This window comes from Pseudarthrobacter sp. NPDC092424, assembly GCF_044754925.1.
Taxonomy (GTDB): Bacteria; Actinomycetota; Actinomycetes; order Actinomycetales; family Micrococcaceae; genus Arthrobacter.
The window spans coordinates 170,376-193,457 of record NZ_JBIVQC010000001.1; the positions used below are offsets into that span (position 1 = coordinate 170,376).

Annotated in this window: 20 protein-coding genes; 15 read left to right on the forward strand and 5 right to left on the reverse strand. The window is 65.7% G+C overall.

What is annotated here, in order from left to right; all coding sequences use genetic code 11:
- Positions 1-102: 102 nt before the first annotated feature.
- The 6 genes from ACIQCN_RS00870 to ACIQCN_RS00895 all read left to right on the forward strand — a co-directional run bounded on the left by ACIQCN_RS00870 (position 103) and on the right by ACIQCN_RS00895 (position 5,852).
- Positions 103-1,218, forward strand: coding sequence for an ABC transporter ATP-binding protein (locus tag ACIQCN_RS00870; RefSeq protein ID WP_400604235.1), 1,116 nt, complete (start codon positions 103-105; stop codon positions 1,216-1,218).
- The gene (locus ACIQCN_RS00875; protein ID WP_400603118.1) at positions 1,218-1,889 is read left to right on the forward strand and encodes an ABC transporter permease; all 672 of its coding nucleotides are present in this window, start codon (positions 1,218-1,220) and stop codon (positions 1,887-1,889) included. The genes ACIQCN_RS00870 and ACIQCN_RS00875 overlap by 1 nt, the downstream gene beginning before the upstream one ends.
- Entirely contained in the window at positions 1,886-2,629 is a 744-nt protein-coding gene (locus ACIQCN_RS00880) for an ABC transporter permease (protein WP_400608934.1), read from the forward strand. The genes ACIQCN_RS00875 and ACIQCN_RS00880 overlap by 4 nt, the downstream gene beginning before the upstream one ends.
- Positions 2,626-3,588 carry an ABC transporter substrate-binding protein gene (locus ACIQCN_RS00885; protein ID WP_400608936.1) on the forward strand — a complete coding sequence of 321 codons (963 nt, stop codon included), beginning with the start codon at positions 2,626-2,628 and terminating at the stop codon, positions 3,586-3,588. The genes ACIQCN_RS00880 and ACIQCN_RS00885 overlap by 4 nt, the downstream gene beginning before the upstream one ends.
- A 137-nt stretch (positions 3,589-3,725) precedes the next feature.
- A complete protein-coding gene (locus ACIQCN_RS00890) occupies positions 3,726-4,946 on the forward strand; it encodes a pyridoxal phosphate-dependent aminotransferase (RefSeq protein ID WP_400603121.1) in 1,221 nt (406 codons plus the stop codon).
- 51 nt (positions 4,947-4,997) lie between these two features.
- Positions 4,998-5,852, forward strand: coding sequence for a polyphosphate kinase 2 family protein (locus ACIQCN_RS00895; RefSeq protein ID WP_400603122.1), 855 nt, complete (start codon positions 4,998-5,000; stop codon positions 5,850-5,852).
- Here the strand turns inward: ACIQCN_RS00895 and ACIQCN_RS00900 are convergent, their stop codons facing one another.
- Together ACIQCN_RS00900 and xseA are read right to left on the reverse strand one after the other, a co-directional pair.
- A complete protein-coding gene (locus tag ACIQCN_RS00900) occupies positions 5,853-6,092 on the reverse strand; it encodes an exodeoxyribonuclease VII small subunit (RefSeq protein WP_400603123.1) in 240 nt (79 codons plus the stop codon).
- Complete coding sequence (xseA, locus tag ACIQCN_RS00905; protein WP_400603124.1) at positions 6,093-7,385, reverse strand: exodeoxyribonuclease VII large subunit; 1,293 nt, start codon at positions 7,383-7,385, stop codon at positions 6,093-6,095. It abuts the gene before it with no gap.
- 186 nt (positions 7,386-7,571) lie between these two features.
- Between xseA and ACIQCN_RS00910 the strand changes: the two genes are divergently transcribed.
- Positions 7,572-8,435, forward strand: a complete 864-nt coding sequence (locus ACIQCN_RS00910) for a hypothetical protein (protein ID WP_400608938.1) — start codon at positions 7,572-7,574, stop codon at positions 8,433-8,435.
- Complete coding sequence (locus tag ACIQCN_RS00915; protein ID WP_400603126.1) at positions 8,432-9,511, forward strand: 4-hydroxy-3-methylbut-2-enyl diphosphate reductase; 1,080 nt, start codon at positions 8,432-8,434, stop codon at positions 9,509-9,511. The genes ACIQCN_RS00910 and ACIQCN_RS00915 overlap by 4 nt, the downstream gene beginning before the upstream one ends.
- Positions 9,512-9,536: 25 nt before the next feature.
- Here the strand turns inward: ACIQCN_RS00915 and ACIQCN_RS00920 are convergent, their stop codons facing one another.
- Positions 9,537-10,769, reverse strand: coding sequence for a DNA recombination protein RmuC (locus ACIQCN_RS00920; protein ID WP_400603127.1), 1,233 nt, complete (start codon positions 10,767-10,769; stop codon positions 9,537-9,539).
- Between the two features lie 90 nt (positions 10,770-10,859).
- On the opposite strand from ACIQCN_RS00920, the gene ychF reads away from it, so the two are divergent.
- The 6 genes from ychF (at position 10,860) to ACIQCN_RS00950 (ending at position 19,378) form a co-directional block, all read left to right on the forward strand.
- Positions 10,860-11,945: a redox-regulated ATPase YchF gene (gene ychF, locus ACIQCN_RS00925; protein ID WP_400603128.1), complete on the forward strand. Its 1,086-nt coding sequence runs from the start codon at positions 10,860-10,862 to the stop codon at positions 11,943-11,945.
- A 27-nt stretch (positions 11,946-11,972) separates the two neighbouring features.
- On the forward strand, positions 11,973-13,736 hold the full coding sequence (locus ACIQCN_RS00930) for an ABC transporter family substrate-binding protein (RefSeq protein ID WP_400608940.1): 1,764 nt from the start codon (positions 11,973-11,975) through the stop codon (positions 13,734-13,736).
- A gap of 243 nt (positions 13,737-13,979) precedes the next feature.
- Positions 13,980-15,650: an ABC transporter substrate-binding protein gene (locus ACIQCN_RS00935; protein WP_400608941.1), complete on the forward strand. Its 1,671-nt coding sequence runs from the start codon at positions 13,980-13,982 to the stop codon at positions 15,648-15,650.
- Positions 15,651-15,781: 131 nt separating this feature from the next.
- Positions 15,782-16,711 carry an ABC transporter permease gene (locus ACIQCN_RS00940; RefSeq protein ID WP_400603131.1) on the forward strand — a complete coding sequence of 310 codons (930 nt, stop codon included), beginning with the start codon at positions 15,782-15,784 and terminating at the stop codon, positions 16,709-16,711.
- A complete protein-coding gene (locus ACIQCN_RS00945; RefSeq protein ID WP_400603132.1) occupies positions 16,701-17,651 on the forward strand; it encodes an ABC transporter permease in 951 nt (316 codons plus the stop codon). Before ACIQCN_RS00940 ends, ACIQCN_RS00945 begins: the two co-directional genes overlap by 11 nt.
- A gap of 11 nt (positions 17,652-17,662) precedes the next feature.
- On the forward strand, positions 17,663-19,378 hold the full coding sequence (locus tag ACIQCN_RS00950) for a dipeptide ABC transporter ATP-binding protein (protein ID WP_400603133.1): 1,716 nt from the start codon (positions 17,663-17,665) through the stop codon (positions 19,376-19,378).
- Positions 19,379-19,473: 95 nt separating this feature from the next.
- Here ACIQCN_RS00950 and ACIQCN_RS00955 read toward each other — a convergent pair whose 3' ends face one another.
- The gene (locus ACIQCN_RS00955; RefSeq protein ID WP_400608943.1) at positions 19,474-20,424 is read right to left on the reverse strand and encodes an SGNH/GDSL hydrolase family protein; all 951 of its coding nucleotides are present in this window, start codon (positions 20,422-20,424) and stop codon (positions 19,474-19,476) included.
- Between the two features lie 269 nt (positions 20,425-20,693).
- On the opposite strand from ACIQCN_RS00955, the gene typA reads away from it, so the two are divergent.
- Entirely contained in the window at positions 20,694-22,622 is a 1,929-nt protein-coding gene (typA, locus tag ACIQCN_RS00960; protein ID WP_400603135.1) for a translational GTPase TypA, read from the forward strand.
- Between the two features lie 158 nt (positions 22,623-22,780).
- On the opposite strand, the gene ACIQCN_RS00965 is transcribed toward typA, so the two are convergent.
- Positions 22,781-23,020, reverse strand: coding sequence for a hypothetical protein (locus tag ACIQCN_RS00965; protein ID WP_400603136.1), 240 nt, complete (start codon positions 23,018-23,020; stop codon positions 22,781-22,783).
- Between the last annotated feature and the right edge of the window lie 62 nt (positions 23,021-23,082).

The window sequence follows — 23,082 nt, forward strand, 5'->3', positions numbered from 1 at the left end:
GGTGAACGCGGCAAAGGTTTGGGCTACGTTAACAAGCAGCGTGCTGATGACAAAGTCGCGGTGCTCCAGAAGCTGTCCAACAGAAGAGGGTATGTCCGCACCATGGGCCAGGCGATGATCGAGTTCCACGAGGTAACCAAGCAGTACCAGGGCGGACAGCCTGCCGTGGACGCCCTGACCATGTCCATCGCCGAGGGCACCATCACCGTCCTGGTGGGGCCATCAGGATGCGGCAAGACCACCACGCTTCGCATGATCAACCGCATGGTGGAGCCCACCTCCGGCACCATCACGGTGGCGGGCAAGGACGTCACCTCGGTTCCCGCCGCCGAGCTGCGGCGATCCATGGGCTACGTCATGCAGTCCGCCGGCCTCCTCCCGCACCGCTCAGTCCTGGACAACATCGCGACCGTTCCGCGATTAAACGGGATGTCCAAGCGGGAAGCCCGCAAACGCGCGGAAGAGCTGCTGGACGTGGTGGGCATGGCGCGGGCCCTGGGCAACCGCTATCCGTCGCAGCTTTCCGGCGGGCAGCAGCAGCGCGTGGGGGTGGCGCGGGCGCTCGCCGCCGATCCGCCGGTCCTCCTCATGGATGAGCCGTTCAGCGCCGTCGACCCCGTGGTCCGCGACGAGCTGCAGCAGGAACTCCTGCGGCTGCAGAAGGACCTGGCCAAGACCATCGTGTTCGTCACCCATGACATCGATGAGGCCACCGTCCTGGGGGACCGGGTCGCCGTGTTTGCCGTGGGCGGGAAACTGGCCCAGTACGCCACGCCGGAGGAGATCCTGCGGGCTCCGGCCAACGACTTCGTTGCCGCCTTCGTGGGCAGGGACCGGGGCTTCCGCCACCTCGGTTTCACCGCGTCCGACGGCGTCACCTTCCATCCCGTGCCCACGGTCATCCGGGGCGCGGACGGGCGCAGCTCGGACCCGGACGCCGCGGACGGCTGGCAACTGGTGGTGGACGGCGACATGCGCCCGCTCGGCTGGGCAACGCCCGGGACTGACGCCGACCTGATCCCCGGCGGTTCGCTGTTCCACCCCGGCGACAGCCTCCGCCGCGCCCTCGACGCGGCGCTGTCCTCGCCATCGGGCCTTGGCGTGGCGGTGGACGCTGAAGGACGGGTGCTGGGCGCCATCCGCGGCCGGGAGGTCCTGGCCCTCATCGAAGAGTCCCGGCAGGCCCGCCAGGCCGCCGTTCGCCAGGCCGCACGCTGATGGAGTGGTTCCTGGCCAACAGCAGCATGGTCCTGGAGCGGGCCGGCCAGCATATGGTCCTGGCCATCATTCCCATGGTCCTGGGACTGCTGGTTGCCGTGCCGCTGGCGCAGCTTGCCCGCCGGCACCGCGCACTGCGGTCCGTGGTGCTGACCGCTTCCTCGCTCCTCTACACCATCCCGTCGCTGGCATTGTTCATCATCCTTCCCACCATCCTCGCCACCCGGATCCTGGACCCCCTCAATGTGGTGGTGGCCCTGACGCTGTATGCCGTGGCGCTGCTGGTCCGTGCGGCGCTGGATGCGTTTGATTCGGTGCCGGCGGATGTCAGCCAGGCCGCCGTCGCCATGGGATTCAAACCTGTGGCGAGGTTCCTGCGGGTGGACCTTCCGCTTTCCCTGCCGGTCCTGTTCGCCGGACTGCGGGTGGTCTCCGTCAGCAACATTTCACTGGTGAGCGTCGCTGCCCTGCTGGGCGTGGGCAACCTGGGGATGCTCTTCACCTCCGGTCTCCAGCGTGGCTTCATCACCGAGGTGCTCGTTGGCATCGTGGCGATCCTGGTCCTGGCGCTGTTCATGGACGCGCTCCTGGTCCTCCTGGAACGGATCCTCACACCGTGGGAACGGGCCGGCAGGAAAACGCCGGCCGCCGGACGGGCGGCAGCGGCATGAGCATCTTCTCCGATACCTTCGCCTGGCTGGGCGACCCCCTGCACTGGACCGGGTCCGCAGGCATCCCCGCCAGGCTTGCCGAACACCTGCAGTACACGGGGCTGGTCATGGCCATCGCCGCAGCCATCGCGGTTCCCATCGGGATGTTCGTCGGCCACACCGGCAAGGGCAAGGTGGCCATCGTTGCGCTCGCCGGGGCTCTGCGGGCCCTGCCAACGCTGGGGCTGCTGACGCTGTTCGTGCTGCTGGCCGGCATCGGGCTGATGCCGCCGGTATGGGCGCTGGTCATCCTGACCATCCCGCCGCTGCTGGCAGGAACCTACGCGGGCATCTCCAGCGTGGACCGTAACGTGGTGGACGCCGCCCGGGCCATGGGCATGACTGAGCTTCAGGTGCTGTTCCGGGCCGAGCTGCCCAACGCCCTCACAGTGATGTTCGGCGGCTTCCGCACCGGTGTGCTGCAGGTGATAGCCACCGTCTCGGTGGTGGCCTACATCAACCTTGGTGGCCTGGGCCGGTACCTGTTCGACGGGCTGGTCCTCAGCGACTTCCCGCAGATGCTTGGCGGGTCCCTGCTGATCGCCGCCCTTGCCATCGCGGTCGACCTAGTCCTGTCCCTGATCCAGAGGCTGTTCCTGTCCCGGGGCGCCTCGCAACAGTCCCGCCGCGGCCGGCCGGCCGCGGTCGATCTCACAGACCCCGCCGTGGCGGAAGCTGTGTCACAAGGAGGAAAGTCATGAAAAATAGCCGTCCCCAGCGCCTGGCCCGGCGCACGTTCAGCGGCCTGGCGGCAGGCCTCGGCCTGGCCATGGCGCTCTCTGCCTGCGGCGGGTCCTCCGATCCGCTCAGCAAGTCGCAGGCACCCACCGGCGGAGCGTCCGGCGGCGCAACTTCGCTGGTGGTGGGTTCCGCGGACTTCCCCGAAAGCCAGATCCTGGCGGAGGTATACGCCGGGGCGCTGAACGCCGCCGGCATCACGGCCACAACCAAGCCGAACATCGGCTCCCGCGAGGTGTACATCAAGGCTGTCCAGGACGGCTCGGTGGATGTGGTTCCGGACTACTCCGGCAACCTGCTGCTGCATGTGGACAAGGGAGCCAAGGAGGAGTCCGCCGAGGACATCGCCGCTGCTCTGCCGGAGAAGCTGCCGGAAGGCCTGGCGGTCCTGGCCCCGTCCAAGGCAGAGAACAAGGACGCGATGGTGGTCACCAAGGCCACGGCGGAAAAATACCAGTTGAAGTCCATCGAGGACCTCGCCAAGGTCTGCAGCGAGATCGTAGTGGGGGCCCCGGCCACCTTCGCCGAGCGTGCGTACGGCCTGCCCGGGCTGAAGGAGAACTACAACTGCGAGCCCAAGAAACTGGAACCGTTCAGCGACGGCGGCGGTCCGGTGACCCTGAAGGCGCTGCTGGAGGACAAGGTCCAGGTGGCTGACATCTACACCACCACCCCCTCCATCGCCGACAACGACCTGGTGGTCCTCGAGGACCCTAAGAACAACTTCATCGCCCAGCAGGTCATCCCGCTGTACAACACGGCGAAAATGACCGACAAGGCCAAGGAAGCGCTGGACAACGTCTCCAGCATCCTCACCACCGAGGACCTCATCAACCTCAACCGTGCGGTCAGCGGCAGCCAGAAGCAGGGCGCCAAGGAAGCTGCCGAAGCCTGGCTCAAGGACAAGGGCATCCTGAAGTAGGAAACCCGCGGGCGGAAGCCCGCGCACGCAGGTGACCACGACGGCGGCTGCCGGACTTTGCGGAGTCCGGCGGCCGCCGTCGTCCGTGTGTCCGAAGTCTCAACGGTGACCTATCCCTCATGTGGCATATTTGATGAATGGCAGAATTCAGGCAGTCCACCAAACTCAATAACGTCCTTTACGACATCCGTGGACCTATCCTGCAGGCCGCCCAGCAAATGGAGGCGGAAGGGCACCGCATCCTTAAGCTGAACATCGGCAACCCGGCGCCGTTCGGCTTTGAAGCCCCCGACGCCATCCTGGTGGACATGATCCGGCACCTGCCGCACGCCCAGGGCTACAGCGACTCGCGCGGCATATTTTCTGCCCGGACCGCGGTCTCGCAGTACTACCAGACCCGCGGCATCCAGAACATCCACGTGGACGACATCTACCTGGGCAACGGCGTCAGCGAACTCATCACCATGTCCCTCATGGCACTCCTTGACGACGGCGACGAGGTCCTCATCCCCACCCCTGACTACCCGCTGTGGACCGCCTCCGTGGCGCTGGCCGGCGGCAGGCCCGTCCATTACCTGTGCGACGAGGACACCGGATGGCAGCCGGACCTTGAGGACATGGAAGCCAAGATCACCCCGCGGACCAAGGGCATCGTGGTGATCAACCCGAACAACCCCACCGGTGCCGTGTACCCGGAGGAGACGCTGAAGAAGATCGTGGCGCTCGCCGAGAAGCACGGCCTGGTCATCTTCGCGGACGAGATCTACGAGAAGATCCTGTACGAGGACGCCGTCCACATCAACATGGCCGGCCTGACCGGGGACGACGTCCTCTGCCTGACATTCAGCGGCCTCTCAAAGGCCTACCGCGTGTGCGGCTACCGCGCCGGCTGGATGGCCATCTCGGGTCCCAAGAAGGACGCCGCGGACTACCTCGAGGGCATCAGCCTCCTGGCGAACATGCGCCTGTGCGCCAACGTTCCGGCGCAGCATGCCATCCAGACTGCCCTGGGCGGCTACCAGAGCATCAACGACCTCATTCTTCCGGGCGGCCGCCTGCTGGAGCAGCGGAACAAGGCCTACGACTTGCTTAATGCCATTCCCGGCGTCAGCACACAGCAGGCCAGGGGAGCCCTGTACCTGTTTCCCAAACTGGACCCGGAGGTCTTCCATATCCGTGATGACGAGAAGTTCGTCCTGGACCTCCTGCGCGAGCAAAAGATCCTGGTCTCCCATGGCCGGGCATTCAACTGGGTCCGTCCGGACCACTTCCGCATGGTCACGCTGCCCAGCGTGAAGGACATCGAAGAGGCCATCGGCCGGATGGGGGACTTCCTTAGCAGGTACCAGGGGAACTAGCCTGTGGTTCACGGGTTGTGTGCCCGCTGACTGCTCCGGAAAGGACGCCCCATGACCGACGTCGTCGAGTTCGAACAGCATCCGGTTGACACCCTGCGTGTGGGGAAGGGCTTTTCGCTGGACAGCGTGGATCCGGACTCCACGCCCGGCTACAACGGCACCAAGGAGGACGGCCAGACACTGCTGGCCGAGATGGACGACGAACTGGCGGAACTGCAGGAAAAGCTCTTCGCCGAATCCCGGTTCGGCGGCCGCAAGCGGGTCCTGCTGATCCTCCAGGGTATGGACACGGCGGGCAAGGGCGGCGTGGTGAACCACGTGATGGCAGCCATGGATCCGCAGGGCGTCCAGTTCAAGGCGTTCAAGGCCCCTACGGATGAGGAAAAGTCCTACGACTTCCTTTGGCGGATCGAGAAGGCCGTTCCGGCAGCGGGCATGGTGGGGGTCTTCGACCGCTCCCATTATGAAGACGTGCTCATCCACAGGGTGCATGGCTGGGCAAGCCCGGATGAAATCCAGCGCCGGTACCTGGCTATCAATGAATTCGAAGAGCGTCTCACGGAATCCGGGACCAAACTGGTCAAGGTGATGCTCCACATCAGCGGCGATGAACAGAAGGAACGGCTCCTGGCCCGGCTGGACAACCCGGCCAAGCACTGGAAGTACAGCAAGGGCGACCGGGACGAGCGGGCGTTCTGGTCAGACTACATGGGCGCCTTCCAGGCCGCCATCGAGGCGACCAACACCGCATCCGCGCCGTGGCACGTGGTTCCGGCGAACAAGAAGTGGTACGCGAGGATTGCTGTCCAGCAGCTGCTGCTCAACGCCCTGAACGAGCTGGACCTGGCCTGGCCCAAGGCGGAGTTCGACGTGGACGTGGAGCGCCAGCTGATCCTGAAGACCTAGCTACAGCGGCTGGTCGCGGGCGGCGGCGAGCCGCTTCCGGGCACCCTCGAGCCATTCCTCGCAGCGGGCCGCCAATGCTTCGCCGCGTTCCCAAAGGGCCAGCGACTCCTCGAGGCTGGCGCCACCTGCTTCCAGCCGGCCGACGACGGCCACCAGCTGTTCCCTGGCTTCCTCGTAGCTCATGGCCGCGACATCGGCCGGCTGCGCGGTGGCCTGCCCGGTGGTTTCCTGCTCGGTCATTCAGTTCTCCTTGGCGGTGGTGGTTGTGCCGGTGGACGTGGCTCCAAAACGGCCCTCGGCCACGCGGATGGAAAGCGGAGCCCCCGCGGGGGCTTCCGCCGGGCGCCGGACCACGGCGTGGGCGGCGGCAGGGGACTCCCGGACAAGTTCGACGACGGCGTAGCCCCGGTCCAGGGTCTTCTGCGGTGAGAGCGCGCGGACCTGGGCCTTGAGGTGCTGAAGCTGGTCTGCCGCACGGACCACGGTGGACCCGATGGCGGCCGACGAACGGCGGAGCAGGCGCTCGACTTCGTCCTCGCGGACGGTCACCAGGCCCTCGGGGGCAGCCAGCACTGGCCGGGAGCGCAGGGAGGCCAGCCGGTCGGACTCGCGGTCCACCAGGCGCCCGATGCAGCGCTCCAGCTGTTCGCGCGCCTGCCGCACTCCGGCCAGCTCTTCGGAGACTTCCGGAACGATCCGCTTGGCAGCATCCGTCGGGGTGGAAGCGCGAAGGTCCGCCACATCGTCCAGGAGTGGCCGGTCCGCCTCATGGCCGATCGCGCTGACCACGGGAGTTACCGCGGCGGCCACGGCCCGGATAAGTTCTTCGCTGTTGAACGGCAGGAGGTCCTCCAGGGCACCGCCGCCGCGGGCAATAACGATGACATCCACATCTGCCCGGCCGTCCAGCTCCCGCAGGGCGCGCACCACCTGGGTGACGGCAGTATTGCCCTGCACTGCCACTTCGCGGATCTCGAATTCCACAGCCGGCCACCGCAGCGCGGCGTTCCGCAGGACGTCCTTTTTGGCATCCGAGTCCCGGCCCGTGATGAGCCCGATGCGGTGGGGGAGCAGGGGCAGGGGCTTCTTACGGGAATCTGCGAACAGACCTTCCGCGGACAGTGCCTGGCGCAGGCGCTCGATGCGGGCCAGGAGGTCGCCCAGGCCCACCGGCCGGATGTCCCGGACCTGCATGTTCAAGCGCCCGGTCTTCAGCCAGAATTCCGGTTTTAGCAGCGCAACCACCCGGGACCCGCGCTCCAGTGGGAGGTCTTGGCGTTCCAGGACCTTGGTCCAGACCGAGGCGGGAAGCGACACTTCGGCGTCCACATCGCGCAGCGTGAGGTAGGCGTTGGTGCCTCTGCGGTTCAGCTCGATGACCTGGCCCTCCACCCAGGCCGACGGGGTCCGGTCGATATGGGCCTTGAGCTTCCGGGACAGCAGCTGCAGCGGCCAGGGATTGTCCGGAGTGGTCTCCGCGGCCGTGGCGGGAAGGGTGGTGGGTGCCGTGCCGGGCAGCGCCTGCTCAGACATGGCACGGCTCCTGCGGGGATGAAGCTGCGGGCATGGTGTCCTTCGTCTACTGATCCAAGGCCGGTCCGGGGCCGGGCGGGGCGGTGTTTCAACCTTATCCATAAGGTCTACCCCCGCGGTCCGACAGGACCGGCCGCGGAGATCCTGCCTAGGATGGATGGACGCCCCCAATGTGAAGGATCCACTGTGCGCACTGTTGTTTCCGCGGCTGCCGCCATCCTCGGCATGCTGCTGGCCGCCGCCGCGGTTCCGGCCATCTGGCTGGACCGCGCCATCGTCCGGGAAGACGGCTTCGTCGCGCTGGCCGGACCCCTGGGCAATGACCCGGCATTCCAGGAACGCCTTGCGGCGGCGGCTGTAGGCACCATCGACACCAGCGCTGTGCCGGGCTTCCTGGCGGACCTGGTCCAGCCCGTGCTGGAGGATGCGGCGGCATCGCTGACCGGCCTGCCCGAATACCGGCAGGCATGGGAGGACACCCTCCGGAAGAGCCACCGGCTAAGCCTCGCGGCAGAAGGCGAGGCCGAAGCGGAAGGAGCGTCGGCGTCGTCGCTGACCCTGGACGTCTCACCGCTTGTGGCACTGGGCGCCGGGGAAATCTCCCGCGCCACCGGTCTTCCCCTGGATCCGCCCGCCCGGACCCTGTTGAACGCCGGGGGTCCGGAACAGAAGGAATGGGCCGAACGCCTTGCCGCCTACGCTCCGGCGGGCTACCTGCTGGCGGCGGGATCCGCCGTCGCTCTTCTCCTCGCTGTGGTGGCTGCCCGGCGGCGCTGGACCCTGCTGGCCGGAGTCGGCCTGGGTGCCCTCCTGGCGGCAGGGTGCTGGACCGCGGCGGGCCGGATCGGCCGGGACCGTGCCCTGGGCACTGACGCCGGAAGTGAAGTGGCCAACATGTTCCGCGATGAGTTCGTGGCGGCGGCATCCCGGGACTTCCAGCCGTGGACGCTGGCCGCCGCCGTTGCCGGAGCGGTGGCCCTGGCAGCGGGCCTCCTGGGCCGCTCGGCGGCGCGGAAGCGCGAACGGGCAACCGGTAGCATGGAGAAATGACCTCCTCAGCTGTTTCCCTTTCGATGCCAACTGTCCCGCGGAGGCGCCGCTCTCCTGAGGAAGTCGCTGCCGCAGCACCGGTGGCAGGGGCCAAGAAGGTCCTGCTGGCTGCCCCCCGTGGGTACTGCGCGGGAGTGGACCGCGCTGTCATCGCAGTGGAGAAAGCCCTGGAGCACTACGGTCCACCGGTATATGTGCGCAAACAAATCGTGCACAACGTCCATGTGGTCACCTCCCTCGAGGAAAAGGGCGCGGTGTTCGTCGACGAGACGGATGAGGTGCCCGAGGGTGCCCTGGTCATATTCTCTGCGCACGGCGTTTCCCCTGCGGTGGTGCAGTCCGCAGAGGACCGCGGGCTGCGGACCATCGATGCCACCTGCCCGCTGGTGACCAAGGTGCACAAGGAAGCGGTCCGGTTCGCCAAGGACGACTTCGACATCCTGCTGATTGGCCACGACGGCCATGAGGAAGTTGAAGGAACGGCCGGCGAAGCACCGCAGCACATCCAGATCATCAACGGCCCGCACGAGGTGGACAAGGTCACGGTCCGGGATCCGGAAAAGGTCATTTGGCTTTCGCAGACCACGCTCAGCGTCGATGAAACCATGGAAACCGTGCGGCTCCTGAAGGAACGCTTCCCGACGCTGCAGGACCCGCCCAGCGACGACATCTGCTACGCCACCACCAACCGCCAGGTGGCCATCAAGAAGATTTCCCCGCAGGCCGATCTGGTGATCGTGGTGGGATCAGCCAATTCGTCCAACTCCGTCCGGCTGGTGGAGGTGGCACTGGAATACGGCGCCAAGGCCTCCTACCGGGTGGACTTTGCCAACGAGGTGGACGAGTCCTGGTTCGAAGGAGTGGCGACCGTGGGCGTGACCTCCGGCGCTTCCGTACCGGAGGTGCTGGTCCAGGACGTGCTCCGGCTGCTGGCGGAGTACGGCTACGGCACCGTCGAAGAGGTGGTCACGGCCGAGGAGGACCTCCTGTTCTCCCTGCCAAAGGAACTCCGGGCAACCCTGAAGCAGGCCGGGGACGTCAGCCGCGCACTGGGCGGACGCAGGCCGCGCGACTGACCGCCCGGTACCGGGCCGGCCTGCCTCATGCGGCGGCCCCGTCCTCCTGCAATTCCGGCGCGGCCAGGGCACGCGGCGTGGCTTCCACCGGGGGAGGGGCCACCAGGCCCGATTCGTCCAGCGTGTTCAGTTTCCGGGCAGTGGGCAGTACCCGCGCCTCGAGTGTTCCCACCATGGCGTTGTAGCGGTCCACCGAGGACTTCAGCGACGAGCCCAGTTTGGTGACATTTTCGCCGAGGGTTCCCATGCGGTCGTAGAGCTGCCGGGCCAGTTCGAACAGCTCCCGCGCGCTGTCCGTCAGCACATCCTGGCGCCAGGTGAACGCCACCGATTTCAGCACGGCGAGCAGTGTGCTGGGGGAAGCCAGGACCACGTTCCGTGAAAGGGCGTGGTCCAGCAGTTCCGGATCGGCATTCAGTGCCGCGGCCAGGATGGATTCGGCCGGGATAAAGCAGACCACCAACTCCGGGGAGTTTCCGGGGATATCCCAGTACTTCTTATTGCTGAGGGCATCCACATGCACCCGCAGCGCCTTGGCATGGGCGGTGAGGAGAGTCTGCTGGTGCCTCCGGTCCAGGCCGGACACGGCGCCGCCGGGCTGCCCGCCGCGCGCATCCGGAACCCCGCCAAGTTCCTGGGCTTCAAGGTAGGCGGTCAGCGGGACCTTGGCGTCCACCACCAGCTGCTTTTCGCCGGGAAGCTGAACCACCAGGTCCGGGCGCACCGCAGAGTCCCCTCCGGAGCTGTGCAGCTGCTCGACGAAATCCACGTGCCGGATCATTCCGGAAGCCTCCACCACCCGGCGGAGCTGGACTTCACCCCACTGGCCGCGTGCGCTGTTGGACCGTAGGGCCGACTCCAGTGCGTGGGTGGAGCGGATCAGCTGCTCGTCCGAAAGCCTGGCCTCCTGGAGTTGCTGGGCCAGTTGGCCGTACTGCTCCACACGGTCACGTTCCAGCAGGGCCACCTGCTGCTGTACGGCGGTGAGCTTCTCAGCGACGGGTGCCAGCGCCCGCAGCACGCTGCCGTCCTGTGCCCGGGCCTGGCCCAGCTCGCGGTTCTGCGCAGCCAAAAGCCGCCGCTCGGCGTCGGCCGCCGCAAATTGCGAACTGACCTCCGCCAGGCGGGAGGAGACCGCGTCAAAGTCCTGCTCCAGCGCATGGGACTTTCGGCGGAACGCAACAAAGGTGGCCGCGGCGCCGGCAAATGCGCCGAGCAGCAGCATGAACAAAGCCAGAATCAAGGCAAAAGCATCCATGCCCCCACTTTTGCACGGGGGTCTGACAATCGAGGGCAGTGACATCCACGGGTACAGCCGGGGGACGCCCTGCGGGTAGAATCAATGCTCGTGGCTCTTACTATTGGCATCGTCGGACTGCCCAACGTCGGCAAATCAACCCTCTTCAACGCGCTTACCCGCAACCAGGTCCTGGCCGCGAACTATCCGTTCGCCACCATCGAACCTAACGTCGGCGTCGTGAACCTGCCCGACCCCCGCCTCGACAAGCTGGCTGGAATCTTCGGTTCGCAGCGCATCCTGCCCGCAGCGGTCTCCTTCGTGGACATCGCCGGCATCGTCAAGGGCGCATCCGAAGGCGAAGGGCTCGGCAACCAGTTCCTTGCCAACATCCGTGAAGCCGAAGCCATCGCCGAAGTGGTCCGCGTCTTCGACGATCCCGATGTCGTCCACGTCGACGGCAAGGTGGATCCCCGTTCTGACATGGAGACCATCAACACCGAGCTCATCCTCGCCGACCTGCAGACCATCGAGAAGGCCATCCCCCGGATCGAAAAAGAGGTCAAGATCAAGAAGCGGGAGGCTGCGGAGCTGGCGGCCATCAAGGCTGCGCAGGCGGTCCTGGAACGTGGCGACACCATCTACTCCTCTATCAAGAGCGACAAGTTGGAGATGGAACACCTCAAGGAGCTCGGCCTGCTGACGGCCAAGCCCTTCATCTACGTCTTCAACGCGGATGAGGCAATCCTGGGCAGCCCGGAAAAGCAGGAGGAACTCCGCGCCCTGGTTGCCCCCGCAGACTGCATTTTCCTGGACGCCAAGCTTGAGGCCGACCTCGTGGAACTGGACGAGGAAGAAGCCCGCGAGATGCTGGAAATGAACGGCCAGGACGAGTCCGGCCTCGACCAGCTGGCGCGGGTCGGCTTCCACACCCTGGGCCTGCAGACCTACCTCACGGCAGGGCCCAAGGAAGCGCGCGCCTGGACCATCAGGCAGGGTGACACCGCGCCGCAGGCAGCGGGCGTCATCCATTCGGACTTCCAGCGCGGGTTCATCAAGGCCGAAGTGGTCTCCTTCGAGGATCTGGTGGAAGCGGGTTCCATGGCCGAGGCCAAGTCCCGCGGCAAGGTCCGCATTGAGGGCAAGGAATATGTCATGGCTGACGGCGACGTGGTGGAGTTCCGCTTCAACGTCTAGCCGGGAGCACCAACCCTAGGAGGCGGCATGCCGGCCAGGCGCATAAGGCAGTTTTTCGCGGCGGCGCTGTGCGCACTGCTGGTCCTGACAGGCTGCTCCGGCGGCGATGGCAGCGTCCCTGTGGTGGTCGGTGAGACAGCCCGTGGCGGCACCGCCACCGTTGCCGAGGCCAATGCATTTTCCTCCTTTAACCCGTACAGCACTGCGGGCAACACCGACATCAATTCCAAGATCGGCTACATCACGCACTCGGGGTTCTTCTACCTCGACAACAACTCCGTGGTGGTGCGGAACGACAAGTTCGGCAAGTTCGAGAAGGTCTCCGACGATCCGCTGAGGGTCCGGTACACCGTCAACGAGGGCGTTAGCTGGTCAGACGGTGCGCCGGTCGACGCGGGGGACCTTCTTCTGGCCTGGGCGGCAGGGTCCGGTTATTTCGACGACGCTGACGCCGCCGCCGGGACCGGTACCAGGTACTTTTCGCCGGCGTCGGACACCAGCGGGCTCGCCGGCACCATGCTGCCCGAACTGGGCGACGACGGGCGTTCTATCACCCTGGAATACACCCGGCCGTACGCGGACTGGGAAGTGGCGTTCGACGTCGGGCTTCCCGCCCACGTGGTGGCCGCGAAAAGCGGACTGAACGACGAAGAGGACCTCGTGGACCTCATCCGGGACTCGCCCCGCGGGAATCCCGGGAACCCCAGGCCGAATCCCGAACTCAAGCGCGTCGCCGACTTCTGGAACACGGGATTCGACGCCGGATCGCTGCCGGAGGACCCGGCGCTCTACCTGTCCAACGGCCCATATATCGTGCAGGACATGGTGCCCGGCGTATCGCTCCGGCTGGTCCGGAACCGGGACTATACCTGGGGTCCGGAACCGTGGCTGGACGAGATCAACGTCCGCTACACCGGCAATGCGGAGGAAGCCGTGCAGGCCCTCCGCAACGGACGCGCGGACATCATCTCTCCGCAGCCGGCCGCCGGTCTCCAGGAACTGTTCGCCGGCCTCGAGCGGCAGGGCAACACGGTGGAACGGTACAGCCAGTCCGGCTACGACCACCTGGACCTTGAATTTTCCGGGCCATTCGCGGACCGGGACGTTCGCGAGGCATTCCTGAAGACCGTACCGCGGCAGGAGATCGTCGACGCAGTTGTGGGCGGGCTGGTGCCCGGGGCCGCGCCGCTCAACTCGCACGTCTTCCTGCCGGGCCAGCCCAAGTACGACGAGACCGCTCAGGACAACGGATCCACGGGATACGGCGGCGTGGACATTGAGGGCGCGAAGGAGCTCCTGGAAGGGGCCCGGCCGGCCATCCGGATCCTTTACAACCGTGACAACCCCAATCGGACCAAGGCATTCGCCTTGATCCGTGATTCAGCGGAAAGGGCCGGATTCACCGTGGTGGACGCCGGCCGCGGGAGCTCAGACTGGGCCGAGGCACTTGCCGGGAACGGGCACGACGCCGCCCTGCTCGGCTGGATCGGCAGCGGACTGGGCGTCAGCCGGGTCCCGCAGATTTTCCGAACCGGCGCAGGCAGCAACTTCAACGGATTTTCCGACGCCGGCGCCGACCGGCTGATGGAAGAGCTCGCAGGCACCTCCGACCTGGCGCGGCAGGACGAGCTTCTCGCGGATATCGACCGGCGGGTGTGGGAAAACGCCTACGGGCTGCCGCTCTACCAGACCGTGGGCACTACGGCATTCAGCGCCAGGATCACCGGCGTCAAGACAAGCCCGGGCCCCCTTGGCGTGTGGTGGAATGCCTGGGAGTGGCGGCTCGTCTAAAACGACACGACGAGCTAGGCAAGAATGGAGCTACCGGGGAGTAGCATGTGACTTGCGCAACTTTCACGGGCTGGGCATGGCGCCCCGCCTTCACTATTACGGTTTGGCAACGGTGTACCAGTATCCGGACTTTGCGCGGTTAGGCTACAGGCATATGTAGGCTGCGTCACAGAAACCTGTGCCGGGCCTGCGGGGGGAAACATTCGATTCCCCGCCTCACTTCCACTACTCATAGGAGGCGGAATGCGTTTTACGCGCACTTCCAAAGCACTGGGCATCGTGGCAATCGCCGCACTTGCCCTGACCGGATGCGGTGCCGGTGGCGGCAGCAACAACGGCGGCGGAGACGCTGCCGGAGATCCGAACAAGATCATCACCGCGTACAGCAACGAACCACAGAACCCGTTGCTGCCGGCTGACACCGGCGAAGTTTACGGCGGCCGCGTGGTGGAACTCCTCTTCGAGGGGCTCACCGTGTACAACCCCAATGGAGAGTCCGAGAACGCACTCGCCGAATCCATCGAATCCCCCGATGGCCAGAACTACACCATCAAGGTCAAGAGCGGCACCAAGTTCACCAACGGCGAGGAAGTCACCGCCAAGAGCTTCGTGGATGCCTGGAACTTTGCAGCGCTGAGCACCAACGCACAGACCAACAGCAGCTTCTTCGAGTCGATCGAGGGCTATGACGCCGTCAGCGCCGTGAAGAAGCAGGGTGAGACCGAGGTTCCCGCGCCCACCGCGGAAACCCTGTCCGGCCTGGTCCTCAAGGACGACTACACCATCGAGGTCAAGCTGAGCCAGCCCGAGGCTGACTGGCCGCTGCGCCTGGGCTACTCCGCCTTCATGCCGCTGCCGTCAGAGGCCATCAAGGACCCGAAAGCCTTTGGCGAAAACCCGATCGGCAACGGCCCGTACAAGATGGCCAAGGAAGGTGCCTGGCAGCACGACAGCCAGATTGAACTGGTCAAGAACCCGGACTACAAGGGCAGCCGTGAAGCCAAGAACGGCGGCGTAACCTTCAAGTTCTACACCGACCCGGCACCGGCCTACACGGACATCCAGGGCAACAACCTGGACGTCACCGACGTCCTGCCCACGAACGCCCTGAAGACCTACACCACGGACTTCCCGGAGAACCACCTCAACAAGCCGTACGCAGGCAACTCCACCCTGAACATCCCCGGTTACCTGAAGGAGTTCCAGGGTGAGGCCGGCAAGCTGCGCCGCCAGGCAATCTCCATGGCCATTGACCGCGAAGAGATCACCAAGGTCATCTACAGCGGCACCCGCATTCCGGCGAACGACTTCACCTCGCCGTCGGTAGGCGGCTACAACGACAACGTTGCAGGTTCAGAGGTCACCAAGTTCGATGCCGCGAAGGCCAAGGAAGCCTGGGACAAGGCAAACGAGATCAGCCCCTGGCCCGCCAACAAGGTGCTGCAGCTCGCCTACAACACCGACGGCGGCAACAAGGAATGGATCGACGCCGTAGCAAACAACCTCAAGAACAACCTCGGCATCAAGGCCGAAGGCCAGGCCTTCGCCAAGTTCGCCGAACTTCTTGACCTGCGCAAGTCCAAGACCCTCCCGGGCCTGGCACGCGCCGGCTGGCAGGCTGACTACCCGTCGCTCTACAACTTCCTCGGCCCGCTGCTCGGCACCGGTGCCAGCTCCAACTACGAGGGCTACTCCAACCCCGAGTTCGACAAGCTCCTCAAGGAGGGCCTTGGCGCCAAGTCCACCGACGACGCAAATGCCAAGTTCACCCAGGCCCAGGAAATCCTGTTCCAGGACCTGCCGAACATTCCCCTGTGGTACGCCGCACGCCAGGTTGTCTGGAGCGAGAACGTTGCCAACGTGGACACCGGCTGGAACGGCGTCATCCAGTACTACAACATCACTGCAAAGTAGTACTGAGACCGTCCAACTCAAATAGCTAGTGGGGGTCCGGCCAACAGCCGGGCCCCCATAGCCTTGATACCGGCAGGAAGCTTGTCCCCAATGAATATTTCACTTATCCGCCACGCTTCGGAGGGTCCGCTGTGATCCGGTTTATCCTCCGTCGACTGCTCCAGGTCATTCCGGTGTTCCTGGGCACCACGCTCCTGGTTTACTTCATGGTGTTCGCGCTGCCGGGGGACCCCGTCCGGGCGCTCTTCGGCGACCGCGCACCAAGCGAGGCAGTGATCGCCGCCGTGCGGCAGCAATACAACCTCGACCAGCCGTTCTGGGTCCAGTACGGCCTCTTCATCAAGAACCTCGTGACGTTCAATCTGGGCGTCGACTTCACCGGCCAGCCCATCGCGGCCACGCTGGGCCGGGTGTTCCCCGTGACGGCGATGCTCGCCGTGGAGGCCCTGGTCATCCAGGCGGTCTTCGGCATCGGGTTCGGTCTGGTCGCAGGCCTGCGCAAGGGCGGGATCTTCGATTCCACCGTGCTCCTGGCCTCTCTCGTCGTCATCGCCATCCCGGTGTTCGTGCTCGGCTTCGTGCTGCAACTGGTCTTCGGTGTTTACCTCGGCTGGGCAAAACCCACCGTTGGAACAAACGCCGACTGGGGCACGCTGCTCCTGCCGGCGTTTGCGCTGGCACTGGTGTCCTTCGCCTACGTCCTCCGCCTCACCCGGGCATCTGTGATCGAAAACGCCACGGCCGACTACGTCCGTACTGCCACGGCCAAGGGCCTGTCCCGGCCGCGCGTGGTCATGACCCACATCCTCCGCAACTCCATGATTCCGGTGGTCACCTACCTCGGTGCGAACCTCGGCGGCCTGATGGGCGGCGCCATCGTGACCGAAGGCATTTTCAATGTCCCCGGCGTGGGCCAGAAACTCTACCAGTCGATCCTTCGCGGCGAGGGCCCCACCATCGTGGCCATCGTGAGCGTGCTCGTGCTGGTCTTCGTTATCTCCAATCTGCTGGTGGATTTGCTCTACGCCTGGCTTGATCCGAGGATTCGCTATGAAAAGTAACCGAGAAATCACCCACTTCGTCGCGCCGCTGGAGGAGACCCCGCTGCTGGCCACGGACGCGGTCAAGACTGACGAAGCCCCGTTGAGCCTGTGGGCGGATGCCTGGAAGAAGCTCCGCCGCCGCCCGCTGTTCATCGCAGCGGCGATCATGATCTTCATGATCGTAGTGATCGCGGCCTTCCCGGGACTGTTCACCCAGACTCCGCCGAATGAGAACTGCCTCTTGGCCAATTCTGACGGCCCGCCCGCTCCCGGCCATCCGCTGGGCTTCACGTTCCAGGGCTGCGACGTTTACGCGCGCGTCATCTACGGTACGCAGGCGTCTGTCATGGTGGGAGTGTTCTCGGTCCTCGGTGTCCTGCTGGTAGGTGTCACCCTGGGTGCGCTGGCAGGCTTCTTCGGAGGCTGGATTGACACTGTCATCGCCCGCCTTGGCGACATCTTCTTTGCCCTTCCCCTGGTCCTCGGAGCGCTCGTGGTGACGCAGCTTCCGTTCTTCCGGGAAAACAAGAGCGTGTGGACCGTGATCGCGGTGATCCTCCTGCTGGCGTGGCCGCAGATGGCCCGCCTGACCCGCGGCGCGGTGATCGAAGTGCGGAACGCTGACTTCATCACGGCGGCGCGTTCGCTGGGGGTTTCGCCCATCAAGACCCTGATCCGGCACGTGCTGCCCAACGCGGCCGCCCCGATCATCGTCCTGGCAACGATGGAACTGGGCGTATTCATCGTTCTGGAAGCCACGCTGTCCTTCCTGGGCATCGGCCTTCCGGGCAGCATCATGTCCTGGGGCAATGACATTTCCGCGGCCCAGTCCAGTATCCGCACCAACCCGGCAGTGCTGCTCTACCCCGCAGCAGCCCTGTCAATCACCGTGTTGAGTTTCATCATGCTCGGCGATGCCCTGCGCGATGCCCTTGACCCGAAGAGCCGGCAGCGATGAAAGAGGCATACATGAACACGTCGGACGTCATCATCGAGGAAGCCGGCCGGCCGGCCGACCGGCCACTGCTGGAAATCAAGGACCTCGCCATCACATTCGCCACCGGGGGCGGCGAGGTGAAGGCCGTGCGCAACGCACACCTGACCATCATGCCCGGCGAAACGGTGGCAATCGTGGGCGAGTCCGGATCCGGCAAGTCCACTACGGCACTGGCAGCGATCGGCCTGCTCCCGGCCAACGGGCGCGTCTCCGGCGGGCAGATCCTGCTCGACGGCGAGGACATCGCCCACGCAGGCGAAAAGCGGATGATCGAACTGCGCGGCAACACCATCGGCATGGTCCCCCAGGACCCCATGTCCAACCTGAATCCAGTGTGGAAAATCGGCTACCAGGTCAAGGAGACACTGCGCGCAAACGGCCGGCCCAGCGGGCCGGCGGACATTGCCGAAGTGCTGTCCCAGGCCGGCCTGCCTGATGCGCACCGCCGTGCCGGCCAGTACCCGCACGAGTTTTCCGGCGGCATGCGCCAGCGGGCCCTGATTGCCATCGGCCTGTCCTGCCAGCCGCGCCTGCTGATCGCGGATGAACCGACATCGGCACTGGACGTCACGGTGCAGCGGCAGATCCTGGACCACCTGGAAAGCATGACGTCGGAACTGGGCACCGCTGTACTCCTGATCACGCATGACCTGGGTCTCGCCGCCGAACGTGCGGACCAGGTGGTGGTCATGTACCGCGGACAGGTGGTCGAGTCCGGACCGTCCCTGGAACTCCTGCGTAACCCGCAGCACCCCTACACCCAGCGGCTGGTTGCTTCGGCCCCGTCGCTGGCCTCGCGCCGCATCCAGGCGAGCAAGGAAGCCGGTGTTGCCGCGGAAGACCTCCTGGCCCCCACCGCGGCCGCAGCGGTGCCGGACAAGACCGCCGAGGTCCTGCAGATCAGGGACCTGACCAAGGTCTACAAGCTGCGCCAGGGCCTGGGGAAGTCCACCGATTTCAAGGCTGTGGATTCCGTAAGCTTCGCCGTGAAGCGCGGAACCACGACGGCCATTGTGGGGGAGTCGGGCTCCGGCAAGTCCACCGTGGCCAACATGGTGCTGCAGCTGGAAAAGCCCACGGATGGAACCATCGTGTTCGATGGGGTGGACACATCCACGCTGAAACCCGCCGAATTGTTCAAGTTCAGGCGCCGGGTCCAGCCCATCTTCCAGGATCCGTATGGTTCCCTCGATCCGATGTACAACATCTACCGGACCATCGAGGAGCCGCTGCGGGTGCACAGGATCGGCGACAGGGCCAGCCGGGAGAAGAAGGTCAGGGAGCTGCTGGACCAGGTGGCACTGCCGCAGTCCACAATGCAGCGCTTCCCGAACGAGCTCTCCGGCGGCCAGCGCCAGCGCGTGGCGATCGCCCGTGCACTGGCGCTGGATCCCGAGGTCATCATCTGTGACGAGGCTGTCAGCGCGCTGGACGTCCTGGTGCAGGCGCAGGTCCTGAACCTCCTGGCCGAGCTGCAGTCCAACCTTGGCCTGACCTACCTGTTCATCACCCATGACCTTGCCGTGGTCCGGCAGATCGCAGACCACGTCTGCGTCATGGAAAAGGGCAAGCTGGTGGAGACTGGCTCAACGGACGAGGTCTTCGACTCGCCGCAGCAGGACTACACCAAGGCCCTGCTGAACGCGATTCCCGGTGCGCGCCTGATGCTGCCGCCCGAGGTTGCCTAGTCGCGAAACAGCCGGCAGTGAAGGGCCGGTACCGGGCCGCCCCTGGGGGAGCGCCGGTACCGGCCCTTTCGCGTGCCGGCCACGGCGGGCCCAGGTCAGCCGAGTTGGCGCCCTGCAGCGCGATCCTGCGCAGCCGGTCCTGCCGGGGATTTCAGGTCCGGAATGCCCATGTCCCTGAACCGGCGGGCCAAGAGGTTCCCCAGGATCCGCCGGCCCTCGTCGTCCATGTGCACGGAGTCCATGAGCCGCCGTTCCAGGTTGTACCGCGTCAACCAGTCGCCGACACTGACGAATTCCAGGCCGTGCGCGGCGGCGGTATCACCCACCAGGGCGTCCACTTCGGTGCGCCGGCCGCCTCCGTCGCGTTCCCCGCGGGCGAGGGTACCCACCATCACGATCCTGGCAGTAGGGAAGCGGGACTTCAGCGCGATCAGGAGGCGGTCCGCGTTCGTCCTGATGTCGGCGTCGGCCGCTCCCTGTGCTGCGTCATTGCCGCCGCCCTCCACGACGATCAGCGCCGGAGCCTGGGCGGGCAGCAGCCAGTCGCCCCGCTCCAGCGCATCGATGTAGTTTCCAACTGCTCGTCCGGACGCGACGAACCCCGTTCCGCCAAAGCCGCAGAAATGCACGCTGTAGCCGAGTGCAGAAAGAGCCTGGCGCGGCCAGCCGTTGGCCGGCGAAGACTGCGAATCACCAATCAGCAGTGCGGTGCGGTGGGGGTCAGCGACCACCACCTCGTCGCGGCCGAACACCGGGTTGAAAACGACGGATCCCGGCGCCACTGTGTTAAGGGCCTGCCCGCCGGCCACGTACAAACCGGGCGCAGCATCCAGCTGCGGCGAGTAAGGGGCTGCTGCCGGCTCGCCGGGCGCAGGCGGAACTGCCGGGGCATTGGCGGCCGGCCTGCCGCCGGCGGCCGATGGGGACGCGGCCGCCATCGCCGGCGCGGAAGGTATCCCTCCCAAGGGCTGTCCCGGCGTCGTAAGCAGTAACCCTGCCGTGATCCCCAGCACAATAAATCGGGTCAGGGCCGGGGTGTGGCTCATGTGGTTTCTCCGGGATTATCGCTGCGTTCCCAGCAATAATGGGGCATGGCCGGGCATAAATCCAGAGCCATCCCGTCCTGATTTGGTGACATCTTGGCAACGGAAAACCGCCAACCGGGGCCCAACCGCCCGCCCCCGTTTTAGGCCAATAAATGGCAGTGGCGCTAGAATAGGAACAGGTGCCCTGTGTAAAGGGCCGAATCCTTCGTGCGTTCCGGTAGGAAATGGCGCGATACAACAGCTGACTCCACTGAATCGAGCCATTACGCATGTCTGAAACCACCACCAACACAGCGGTAGCCACTGCATCGCGCAGTGACCTGCGCAACGTCGCGATCGTGGCCCACGTTGACCACGGCAAGACCACCCTGGTCGATGCCATGCTCAAGCAGACCAACTCCTTTGCCTCGCACGGGGAGGTTGAAGACCGCGTCATGGACTCCGGTGACCTGGAGCGCGAAAAGGGCATCACCATCCTGGCGAAGAACACCACGGTGGCCTACAACGGCCCGTCCTCCAACGGCGAGACCATCACCATCAACGTGATCGACACTCCTGGCCACGCCGACTTCGGCGGCGAGGTGGAGCGCGGCCTGTCCATGGTTGACGGCGTCGTCCTGCTGGTTGACTCCTCCGAGGGCCCGCTGCCGCAGACGCGCTTCGTGCTCCGCAAGGCCCTGGCTGCACACCTGCCGGTGATCCTGCTGGTCAATAAGACGGACCGCCCCGACGCCCGCATCGACGAGGTCGTGCACGAGTCCATGGACCTGCTCCTGGGCCTCGCCTCCGACCTCGCGGACGAGGTGCCGGACCTGGACCTGGACAAGGTCCTGGAGGTTCCAGTCGTCTACGCCGCTGCCAAGGTTGGCCGCGCCTCCCTGGAGCAGCCCGCCAACGGCTCCGCTCCGGACAACGAGGACCTGGAACCGCTCTTCAAGACCATCATTGAGCACATCCCGGCGCCCACCTACAACCCGGAAGGTGTCCTGCAGGCGCACGTCACCAACCTGGACGCCTCCCCGTTCCTGGGCCGCCTCGCGCTGCTCCGCATCTACAACGGCACCCTGCGCAAGGGCCAGCAGGTTGCCTGGGCCCGCCAGAACGGCGAACTGAAGACCGTCAAGATCACCGAACTCCTGGCCACCAAGGCCCTGGAGCGCGTCCCGGCCGACTCCGCAGGCCCGGGCGAGATCGTCGCCGTCGCCGGCATCGAAGACATCACCATCGGTGAAACCCTGACCGACGTCGAAAACCCTCAGCCGCTTCCGCTGATCACCGTGGACGATCCCGCCATCTCCATGACCATCGGTATCAACACCTCCCCGCTGGCCGGCAAGGTCAAGGGTGCCAAGGTGACCGCGCGCCAGGTGAAGGACCGCCTGGACAAGGAACTGATCGGTAACGTCTCCATCAAGGTGCTCCCCACCGAGCGCCCCGATGCCTGGGAAGTCCAGGGCCGTGGCGAGCTCGCCCTGGCCATCCTCGTGGAGCAGATGCGCCGTGAGGGTTTCGAACTGACCGTCGGCAAGCCGCAGGTTGTCACCAAGACCATCGACGGCAAGATCCATGAGCCGATGGAGCACATGACCATCGACGTTCCCGAGGAATACCTCGGCGCCGTTACCCAGCTCATGGCAGCCCGCAAGGGCCGCATGACCAACATGGCCAACCACGGCACCGGCTGGGTCCGCATGGAATTCATCGTTCCCGCCCGTGGCCTGATCGGCTTCCGCACCAAGTTCCTTACGGAAACCCGTGGCGCCGGTATCGCCGCGTCCATCTCCGAGGGCTACGAGCCGTGGGCCGGCCCCATCGAGTACCGCACCAACGGCTCCATGGTTGCCGACCGCGCCGGTGTGGTCACCCCGTTCGCCATGATCAACCTGCAGGAGCGTGGCTCCTTCTTCGTCAAGCCCACCGCAGAGGTCTACGAGGGCATGATCGTCGGCGAGAACTCCCGTGCCGACGACATGGACGTGAACATCACCAAGGAAAAGAAGCTCACCAACATGCGTGCGGCCTCCTCCGACAGCTTCGAGAACCTGACGCCGCCGCGCGAGCTCACCCTCGAAGAGTCGCTTGAATTCGCCCGCGAGGACGAGTGCGTCGAGGTCACCCCGGAATCCATCCGAATCCGCAAGGTTATCCTGGACACGAACGAGCGCGCCAAGGCCAACCGCGCCCGCGCCAAGGCCTAAGGAGTCTTGTCCACTTAGAAGGCCTATAAGGCTCCTAGGCGGGCAGGAACTCCATCGGGGGAGCCGGGACGACAGGCGGGAAACCGCCGTCGTTCCGGCTTTTCTTTGGTGCGCCCGCGCCGGCACGAGGATTGGCGCACCCAGGCAGCGCGTCGGGTTCAGGCCCGCGGGGCGCGGCGAGGGGGCGCCGGCGGGACCTCCTTGGCCGCCACCACGCGTTCCAAAGGGATGACGACGTCGGCCTGCCGCGTGCGGATGGTGCACGCACCGGCGTCGCGCGCCACCAGGTGGCCCAGCGCATCCGTGAGGCCGCCCTCGATCCGGTACCGCACCACCACGCGGGTGCCGGGAGCAGCGGCGGCCAGGAAAGCCGCGGGGGAGGGGCTGGGCAGACTCACCAGTTCATACTAGGTCTGCCGGCTAGGTTCGCGGGAACCGGCTGGGAGATAATAGGCTCAGA

Coding starts and splice junctions, on each gene's coding strand:
- ACIQCN_RS00950 (WP_400603133.1), top strand. CDS start 17,663: ATGAACACGTCGGACGTCATCATCGAGGAAGCCGGCCGGCCGGCCGAC.
- ACIQCN_RS00955 (WP_400608943.1), bottom strand. CDS start 20,424: ATGAGCCACACCCCGGCCCTGACCCGATTTATTGTGCTGGGGATCACG.
- ACIQCN_RS00890 (WP_400603121.1), top strand. CDS start 3,726: ATGGCAGAATTCAGGCAGTCCACCAAACTCAATAACGTCCTTTACGAC.
- ACIQCN_RS00920 (WP_400603127.1), bottom strand. CDS start 10,769: ATGGATGCTTTTGCCTTGATTCTGGCTTTGTTCATGCTGCTGCTCGGC.
- ACIQCN_RS00945 (WP_400603132.1), top strand. CDS start 16,701: ATGAAAAGTAACCGAGAAATCACCCACTTCGTCGCGCCGCTGGAGGAG.
- xseA (WP_400603124.1), bottom strand. CDS start 7,385: ATGTCTGAGCAGGCGCTGCCCGGCACGGCACCCACCACCCTTCCCGCC.
- ACIQCN_RS00915 (WP_400603126.1), top strand. CDS start 8,432: ATGACCTCCTCAGCTGTTTCCCTTTCGATGCCAACTGTCCCGCGGAGG.
- ACIQCN_RS00885 (WP_400608936.1), top strand. CDS start 2,626: ATGAAAAATAGCCGTCCCCAGCGCCTGGCCCGGCGCACGTTCAGCGGC.
- ACIQCN_RS00930 (WP_400608940.1), top strand. CDS start 11,973: ATGCCGGCCAGGCGCATAAGGCAGTTTTTCGCGGCGGCGCTGTGCGCA.
- ACIQCN_RS00875 (WP_400603118.1), top strand. CDS start 1,218: ATGGAGTGGTTCCTGGCCAACAGCAGCATGGTCCTGGAGCGGGCCGGC.
- ACIQCN_RS00870 (WP_400604235.1), top strand. CDS start 103: ATGGGCCAGGCGATGATCGAGTTCCACGAGGTAACCAAGCAGTACCAG.
- typA (WP_400603135.1), top strand. CDS start 20,694: ATGTCTGAAACCACCACCAACACAGCGGTAGCCACTGCATCGCGCAGT.
- ACIQCN_RS00935 (WP_400608941.1), top strand. CDS start 13,980: ATGCGTTTTACGCGCACTTCCAAAGCACTGGGCATCGTGGCAATCGCC.
- ACIQCN_RS00900 (WP_400603123.1), bottom strand. CDS start 6,092: ATGACCGAGCAGGAAACCACCGGGCAGGCCACCGCGCAGCCGGCCGAT.
- ACIQCN_RS00895 (WP_400603122.1), top strand. CDS start 4,998: ATGACCGACGTCGTCGAGTTCGAACAGCATCCGGTTGACACCCTGCGT.
- ACIQCN_RS00880 (WP_400608934.1), top strand. CDS start 1,886: ATGAGCATCTTCTCCGATACCTTCGCCTGGCTGGGCGACCCCCTGCAC.